Origin of the sequence: Corallococcus sp. CA041A (assembly GCF_003612075.1) — a bacterium.
GTDB lineage: Bacteria > Myxococcota > Myxococcia > Myxococcales > Myxococcaceae > Corallococcus > Corallococcus exiguus.
This window is the reverse complement of sequence record NZ_RAWF01000358.1, coordinates 1-8295: the sequence shown is the minus strand read 5'-3', so window position 1 is coordinate 8295 and position 8295 is coordinate 1. Positions and strand designations below refer to the sequence as shown.

The 8295-nt window shown below is 68.9% G+C and carries 5 protein-coding genes; 3 read left to right on the top strand and 2 right to left on the bottom strand.

Translation table 11 applies throughout. The features are described 5' to 3' along the window. The coding region (locus D7V77_RS38340; RefSeq protein ID WP_120581181.1) for a hypothetical protein at window positions 1–603 on the top strand (603 nt) is incomplete at its 5' end. Here D7V77_RS38340 and D7V77_RS38335 read toward each other — a convergent pair. Next, the gene (locus D7V77_RS38335) at window positions 604–4383 is read right to left on the bottom strand and encodes an FAD-dependent oxidoreductase (RefSeq protein ID WP_120581179.1); all 3780 of its coding nucleotides are present in this window, start codon (window positions 4381–4383) and stop codon (window positions 604–606) included. A gap of 128 nt (window positions 4384–4511) precedes the next feature. Between D7V77_RS38335 and D7V77_RS38330 the strand changes: the two genes are divergently transcribed. Next, a complete protein-coding gene (locus tag D7V77_RS38330) occupies window positions 4512–5447 on the top strand; it encodes a class I SAM-dependent methyltransferase (protein ID WP_233597490.1) in 936 nt (311 codons plus the stop codon). Window positions 5448–5463: 16 nt separating this feature from the next. Next, window positions 5464–7356, top strand: coding sequence for a hypothetical protein (locus tag D7V77_RS38325; RefSeq protein ID WP_120581178.1), 1893 nt, complete (start codon window positions 5464–5466; stop codon window positions 7354–7356). 10 nt (window positions 7357–7366) lie between these two features. Here D7V77_RS38325 and D7V77_RS38320 read toward each other — a convergent pair whose 3' ends face one another. Continuing rightward, a complete protein-coding gene (locus D7V77_RS38320; protein ID WP_120581177.1) occupies window positions 7367–8173 on the bottom strand; it encodes a hypothetical protein in 807 nt (268 codons plus the stop codon). Window positions 8174–8295: the final 122 nt, after the last annotated feature.

Below are 8295 nucleotides of genomic sequence, written 5' to 3'. Positions count from 1 at the left end.
GGTGACGCCAGGGGCACGGTCGCCCGCCTGGAGGGTGGGGAGGCCAGGGAGGCTGGAGACGACGTGGCGTCCGGCCCCTACGCCCTGACGAAGGAGAAGCTGGAGGCGTACGTCGGCTACCAGCGCAAGATGCTGGAGGTGTACGGGTCGCTGATGCGCAGCCTCCAGGACATGGGGCCGCTCCTGGACGCGGGCACCCCCCAGGCGATGGAGAAGGCCAGGAGCGGCCTGAAGCTCATCGAGCGCAAGGCGCAGGCGGAGGTCGACGCGCGCCAGGCGGCGGGGCTGTCCACGGACGAGGTCAACCGCATCGCGGAGGTCGTCACCGCCGTCATCAGCCAGCGGCAGATGGGGCGCACGCTCCAGTACGAGGAGGAGCTCAAGAAGCTGGAGGCGCTCCAGGCCCGCATGCCGGAGGAACAGCAGAAGGAGCTGGCGCCGCAGGTGGAGTCCATGCGGCTCCAGGTGGAGACCTTCCAGAAGCTCCCGGAGGCGCGCCGGGAGTTCGGCGACGCCAACGTGGACGTGGTGCTGGCCCGCGAGGCCGACCTGACGAAGAACTACCAGGACATGCTCAAGGCCTTCGCGGGCATACGGCGGTAGCTACACCCGCTTGAGCTGGGGCGCCTTCTTCAGGAGCTGCGCGAGGAAGGCGTCACCCTGCTTCTCCAGCACCGTGTTGCCGCGCAGGCGCTGGTTCAGGTTGACGAAGTCCACGTGGTCCAGCCGCTGGTCCTGGTTGTAGCAGGAGAAGACCCACGTCTCCTTGCCGGTGACGGGGTCCACGTGCCGCTGGAGGCACTGGGCGCAGATCTCCTTCATCATGCACTGCATGGGGGAGTTGATGGACCCGAGGGCCTCGTGCCCCGGCTTGAGGAACGGCTGGAGCACGCCGTGCCGCGCCTCCGCCACCGCGCGCATCATCCGGTCCGAGCCGATGGCGATGATGCGGTCCACCTCGCTCAAGGAGATGACGGGCTTCACGCCCAGCTTCCCTTCGGCGTAGGCCACCATGGCCTGCACCACGTTGCCCCGGAAGGCCGCGTCCTGCGGGCGGCGTACGTCCAGCAGGTCGCCTGCGTCCACGGACCAGATGACCTGGTCGGTGCCGGCTTCAATCTCATCCTGCTTGAACGAGTCCGCCTTCAGCCGGTAGCCCGCGAAGTACACCACGCGGCAGCCCGCCGCCTTGAGCGAGCGCGCGATGGAGAAGAGCACCGCGTTGCCCAGGCCGCCGCCCACCAGCACCACCGTCTCGTTGTGGCCAATCTCCGTGGGCGCTCCCGTGGGGCCCATCAGCACGACGGGCTCGCCGGGCTTGAGCGCCGCGCACAGGCGGGAGGAGGAGCCCATCTCCAGCACGATGGTGCCCATCAGGCCCTTCTCCTTGTCCACCCACGCGCCCGTGAGGGCCAGGCCCTCCATGGTGAGGCGCACGCCGTCCACGAGCGGCGCGTTCCGCTCGAAGTTCTGGAGCCGGTAGAACTGGCCGGGGGAGAAGTGGCTGGCGGCGAAGGGCGCCCTCACCACCACCTCCACGATGGTCGGCGTGAGCCGGTTCACGCCGACGACGGTGGCGAGGAAGGCTTCGTCCAGCGTCGCGAAGTGGGTGGCGCGCTTCGACTCGCGCGCGTCCTGCGCGGCCGTGTCGTTGAAGTCCAGGCCCGCGACCTCCTTCGCGAACAGGCGCGCCACCTGCGGGTGGCCATCCTTCGCGCTGGCCATGGCCTTCACCACGTTGCCCGCGTAGGTCGGGTGGTTGTCGCCGTAGAAGGACACGAAGCGGCCGTCGCGTTGGTAGGACGTGAAGAAGCCCACCTTCGCCTCGGGATCCTCCTGGGCCTCCACCGGCTGGAGCTTGAAGCCGCTGCCGTCCTCCACCAGCTCGTGGCCCTGGAAGTACTCCTTCGCCTCGTCGAGCTGGAAGGTGCCCGGGTACTCCTTCTCGTAGGTGACGTTGGGGGACGTGCCCGCGGCCACGCAGACCGTCTTCGCGGGCAGCTCGAAGAACTGGCCGCTTCCCTTGAGCTTGCCGTCCACCGTCACCATGCGCTCGAAGCGGATGGCGCGCACCGCGCCCGAGTCGTCCTGCAGCGCCTCCGTGGGACTCATCCGTTCGATGAAGCGGATGCCTTCCTCCAGCGCCTTGGAGACCTCTTCGTGGTTGAGGCGGTAGGCAGGGGACTCCGTGAGGCCCCGGCGGTACACCAGGCTCACGCCGCCCCACGCGCGCACCAGGTGGATGAAGTCCGGCGCGCGGCCTTCCGCCTGGGCCTTGTGTCGCTCGGCTCGGACGGCGCGGCCGTGCTCCAGGAAGGTCTGGTAGGTGGCGCGCTCCTCGGCGTCCAGGCGCGCGAGGACGGTGGCGTCACCCAGGTCCGCCACCAGCTTCTCGTGGCGCTCCAGCGTCTTCTCCACCTGCACCGGGTAGTACGCCATCAGCTCCGTGGCGGTGTCGATGCCGGTGAGGCCTCCGCCGATGACGATGGCGGGCAGCTGTACCTGGAGGTTCGCCAGCGAGTCGCGCTTGAAGGCACCCGTGAGCTGCAGCGCCATCAGGAAGTCGGACGCCTTGCGGATGCCCCGGATGAGGTTGTTCTTCATCCCGATGATGGTGGGGCGGCCCGCGCCCGCGGCGATGGCCACGTGGTCGAAGCCCAGCTCCCATGCGTCCTCCACCGTCAGCGTGCCTCCGAAGCGGATGCCGCCGTAGATGCGCATGCCCTCTCGGCGCGCGAGCGTCAGATGGATGAGCGTGAGGAAGTTCTTGTCCCAACGCACGGTGATTCCGTACTCGGAGACGCCGCCGAAGCCCTCCAGCACGCGCTCGTCCAGTTCGCGCGTCAGCTTGCTCCAGTCGTGGATGGGCTGGAGCGCGTGGCCGTTGCGCCCCACCAGCTCGTCGGGAAACGGTTCAATCTTGAGGCCGTCCACGCCGGTGACGGCGAACCCTTCGTTGAGCAGGTAGTGCGACAGCGTGTAGCCGGCGGGGCCCAGGCCCACCACCATCACGTTGCGGCCCACGTAGGGCAGCGCGTACGGACGGCGGATGTTGAGCGGGTTCCAGCGCGTGAGCAGGCCGTGGATTTCGAAGCCCCATGGCAGGGCCAGCACGTCCGTGAGCGTGGCCGTCTCCGCCAGCGGGATGTTCACCGGCTCCTGCTTCTGGAAGATGCAGGCCTTCATGCAGTCGTTGCAGATGCGGTGGCCGGTGCCCGCGCACATGGGGTTGTCCAGCGTCACCATGGCCAGCGCGGCCACGGAGTCACCCTCGCGCTTGAGCGCGTGTGCTTCGGAGATGCGCTCGTCCAGCGGACAGCCGGTGAGCGGGATGCCCAGCGGGTTCTTCTTGAACGAGTGCCCCTCCGCCACCGGGTCCTTCGCGGGGAAGCCCTTGCTGCACGAGTCCTTCTGTCGCTCGTGGCAGATGACGCAATAGTCCACCTCGTTCATCACGTCGCGCGGGGTGCCCCGGCGGTCGGTGAGCTTGAAGCCGTCGCGGTGGCGCAGGTGGTGCTCCAGGCCCTCCGTCTTCTCCTCCATCTGGGCGTCCGGGCGCTGCAACTGCACCAGCTGGTCGAACACCAGTGGCTTCGGCAGCCGCAGCGTGGGCCAGGTGTGGAAGAGGGCCTTGGTCTCCGGGTGCAGCGCGCGGGCGTACGTCCACCGGTCCGCCAGCGACAGCAGCGCGCGCACGGCCTGGAGCTCCGCCGCGTCGTCGCCCTTCATCACCAGGCTGGAGCCGAACGCGTCCTCGCCCTCGGGCGTGGCGGTGAGCCTGGCGCGCAGGGCGGCCCACCGCTCGCGCAGGGCGGGGGCGCGCTCCTGGTGCGCGGGAGGCAGGTTGCCGGAGTAGAGCCGCTCCAGGTCGAGCAGCGTGAGGATGGACTCCGCGAGGCCTCGTTCCAGGTCGCCGTGCGCGAGCGCGTCCGGGAAGCCAAGCTGCATGAGCAGGCGCATGCGCGCGTCCAGCGACGGGAACTCCGCGAGCGTCGGACGGTCCTGCGCGCCCTTCTTGAAGACGCGGCGCGTGATGAACTCGCGCTTGAAGTCGAAGAGGGGCAGCTCTCCGCGCAAGTGGCTGGCCAGTCGCTCGGTCTCCGGTGTGATGCCGAAGAGCGTGGCGACGAAGCGCGAGACGTGGCGGGCCACCTGGATGAGCAGCTCGGACTCCGCCGGACCGGAGAGGCTGGCGCCTCCGGACTTGCGGTAGGCGTCGAAGGTCTGGAACAGGTCGGGCGCGTCGCCCTGGAGTCGCGCGTCGAAGCGCTCCGCCAGCCGGCGCAGGCCACTGGGGCGGTACAGGTCTTCGAAAGTGAATCCCGGGAGGCCCAACTGGAGCGCCGGGGCAGGGGCGGAGGCGAGGTCGTTCAAGGCGCGCATGTCACGGGACTTCGGGGAGGCAGGCAGCTTAGGGCCTGGAGGCTGGCGGGTGCGATGGACGTCATGGGCCGGATTTGCTCCGCCCGACGTGTTGAGGCGGTGGGCCCCAGCGGCTACGGTGCGCCGCCATGATGGACAACGCCGCACGTCGTGCCTCCGAACCGCACCTGGCCCCCGTGCCGGATGCCTGTTACCTGTGCAAGGGAGGGCGCCTGCGGCTGCGTCACCGGGCGCGCGGCGGCACCCAGGCCCAGGGCGCGGCGGCCTACAACTGCACGTCCTTTGGCCACCGGAGCCACCCGCCCATCTGGGGCTGCGAGGACTGCGGGATGATGTTCCAGTGGCCCCTCGTGTCCCCGGACACGCTGCTCCAGGCGTACCAGGACGTGGAGGACCCGCTCTACGTCGCGGAGAAGGACAACCGCTACCACACCTTCCGCCGCGTGCTGCGCGAGCTGGGGCCTGCCCAGAACCGCACGCTGCTGGATGTGGGCGCCTACTGCGGCTACTTCCTGGATGTGGCGCGCGAGTCGGGCTTCCGCCCGGAGGGGCTGGAGCTGTCGCGCTGGGCGGCCGGCAACGCTCGGAGCCTGGGCTTCACGGTGCACGGACTCCCCCTGCGGGAGCTGGCGGCGAAGGGCCTTCAGTACGACGTGGTGACGCTGTGGGACGTGGTGGAGCACTTCGCGGATCCGCGCGAGGAGCTGAAGGCGGCGCTCAAGCTGGTGCGCCCCGGCGGCCGCATCTACCTGTCCACCATCGACGCGGGCAGTCTGCTGGCGCGCCTCATGGGCGGGCAGTGGCCGTGGCTGATGGACATGCACCTCTTCTATTTCGGCCGCCGCACCCTGGCGATGATGCTGGAGGAAGTGGGCTTCCGCGTCACGGACGTCCGGACGTACACGCACATCATCTCCGCGGACTACCTGCTGCGGAAGGTGGGCGCGAGCTTCACGCCCTCGGCGCCGGTGCTGGAGTTGGTGCGGCGGGGTGTGCCGTCCAGCTGGTCCATCCCGTTCAACCTGGGCGACAACATGCTGATGGCCGCCGAGCGGCCCCTCTAAGCCTTCCCTCGCGCCTATGTCCCCCTTGATGCGGCGGGTGCTGCACCCGCTGGTGTTGCTCACGTTCTTCGCGCTGTCGGCGTTCCACACCTGGCCGCTCGTGTCCCAGATGAAGGGATACGTGATGGGCGGACGCGAAGACGTCTACATGAACATGTGGCACCTGTGGTGGATGCGGCAGGCCCTCTGGGTGCAGCCGCAGAACCCCTTCTTCGTGCCCTTCCTCCACTGGCCCCTGGGCGCCGAGCTGTACTGGCACACGTTGGCCCCCGCCAAGACGCTGTGGGGCGTGGTGCTGCTGCCGTTCATGTCCGTGGAGACGGCGTACAACGTGGTGCTGTTCGGCTCGTTCGTGCTGACGGGCTACACGTCGTGGCTGCTCCTGCGCTACCTGCTGGAGCGCGCGGGCCATGGGCCCTGGCTCGCGGCGGCGGCGGCGCTGGCGGGCGCGTGCGTGTTCAACTTCTCGCGCTACCACCTGACCCACGCGACGGCGCACCTGAACCTCACCGCGCTGGAGGGACTGCCGCTCTACCTGCTCTGCTTCTTCCGCTGGCTGGACGAGGGCAAGCGCAAGTGGCTGGTGGGGCTGGCGCTGTGCGCGTTGTACGTGTTGCTGTGTGACTACTACTACCTCGTCTACATCGCGCTCTTCTCACTCCTGTGGGTGGTGGCGGAGCGGTGGAAGCGGGGGCCGCTGCTGTCCCTGGACACGTGGAAGGATCCGCTCGTGCGACGGGCGGCGGTGGCGGGAATCGCGGCGGGGCTCGCGTGCGTGCCGCCCATGGTGCCGCTGCTCCTGCATGCGTTCCCCGCGCCGCTGCAAATCCACCACGGCGACTCCGACTACTTCACGGACCTGTACGCGTTCTTCATTCCGGACACGCGCTCGGCCTGGATGGCGGATCTGCCCGCGAAGGCGCGTGAGTTCTCCCTGAACGTCATGCGCATGAAGATGTCGACCAACCTGGAGGAGACCGGCACGTTCCTGGGCTGGTTGACGCCGCTGTTGGCCGTCTTCGCGCTGTGGCGGGGCGTGCCGGAGGGACGCCGTTGGTTGGGGCTGGGGTTGGGCTTCGCGGTGCTGTCCATGGGCACGGTGCTCAACATCGGCCTGGAGGACCGGGTGTCGCCGGTGGTGCTGCTCTTCGCCGTGGCGCTCGCGGTGGCGCTGGTGCCCGCGTGGCGGGAGCGGGTGTGGCGGCGGGACGTGCTGCTGCTGCTGGCGCTGGCCGTCTACCTGGCGCTGTCGGAGCCGCTGACGGCGTTCAACGTGCCGCTCAAGGTCCAGATTCCGATGCCGTATGTGGTGTTCAAGCACGTGGTGCCGCTGTTCTCGCGCGGGGGCATGCCGGTGCGCTTCATCCTGCTCACGCTCCTGTCGCTGTCGGTGCTGGTGGCGTTCGCCGCGGCGCACGCGGGCGCGTGGGCGTCCCGGCGGGATGCGCGGCTGGGCGTGGCGGTGGCGCTCGCGGTGGCGCTGATTCCGAACGTGGAGTACCGGGGCCTCCAGATGGTGGTGCCCTCCACTCCCCGGTTGCCGCCGGTGTTCAACGAGATTCGCGACGCGCCCATGCCCGCGGCGGTGCTGACGGACAACGTGCAGGGGCAGTGGGAGCAGATGTTCCACGGCAAGCCGGTGTCGTACGCCCGACTGTCCCGGTTGCCGGTGCGGGAGTCGGCGCTGGTGAACTCGCGGCTCATCCGCGCTGCGGAAGGGATGCGCAACGCGTTCGGCACCGTCACGCCAGAGGAGCGCGACGAGATGCGGCGCTACCTGAAGGAGCACCACTTCAAGTGGTACGTGACGCACTTCTTCCACCCCATCCGCCACCAGTTCATCACGGACGAACTGGGCGGCGAGATGGTGCACCAGGACGGCTACGTCACCGTGTACCGCTTCCCTTGAGCGGACGCGCTCATTCGCATTCGGCGTGCTCGATGTTCGTGCGCTCCATGGCGCTCGCGGACACGGCGAGGTCGGTCGCGGTCACGGTGACGCTCTCGTCCGCGGACACCATGGAGCCACACTCAGCGAAGCCGCTGGCGCCGCACTGGCGGGTGAGGACCACCTTGCCCTTGTTCTTCGACGTTTCGAGTCGCGTGTTCGTGCAGCGGTAGGCGATGGGCCCTGATGAGTCGTTTCCGCTGACGTCCATGTCTCCCTCGGTGTCCGCCGTGTCGAGGACCTCGCCGTCTTTGCTAAAGAGGACGAAGTGGAACCGGGTCCGGGAGACGGTGTTGCCGTTTCCCTCTTCGTCGGGGGACTCTGTTTCCTCCTGGGTGAACACGCGCAACGTCGCGTCCGGGGGAACCTTGAGGACTTCGTCCCGGGCCAGCAGCGGGGACTCCGGCGCCTTGGGGCAGGCGAGCTTCTTCGTGGGGAGCTTCACCTCGCGGGAGTACGTCCCCGGGGCGAGCAGCTTGAGGTGTTCGAGGACGGGACCCGCGTCGTCGGACGGGCAGGTGCCCAGGAGCCAGACCCAGAAGCCGGGTTTGAGGCCCGGGACGGTCTTGCTCTGGACGAGCCTGGGGTGGCCCTCCGGAAGGGTGAGGCCGGTCTTCTCGAACAGCTTCTCGAATTTGCCCCAGGAGTACACCTGGCCTTCGGCTTCGGCCTTGTCCTTGGAGCCCTTCCAGATGAGCGCGACGGGCTTGTCCGCGGCTTCGGCTTGGAGCGCTCCGGTGAAGGCCATCAGGCCCAGGACGAGAATGCTTGAACGCATGGCGGTTCCCCCTCGCGGTGCAAGAGCGCACCGCCCGCGATGCTAATGCTTCTTCGGTCCACCGCGCTTCGGGCGTGAGCCGCGCGGGGCAGGGGAGGCGGGGGGAGTCGTGCCTTCCGGCC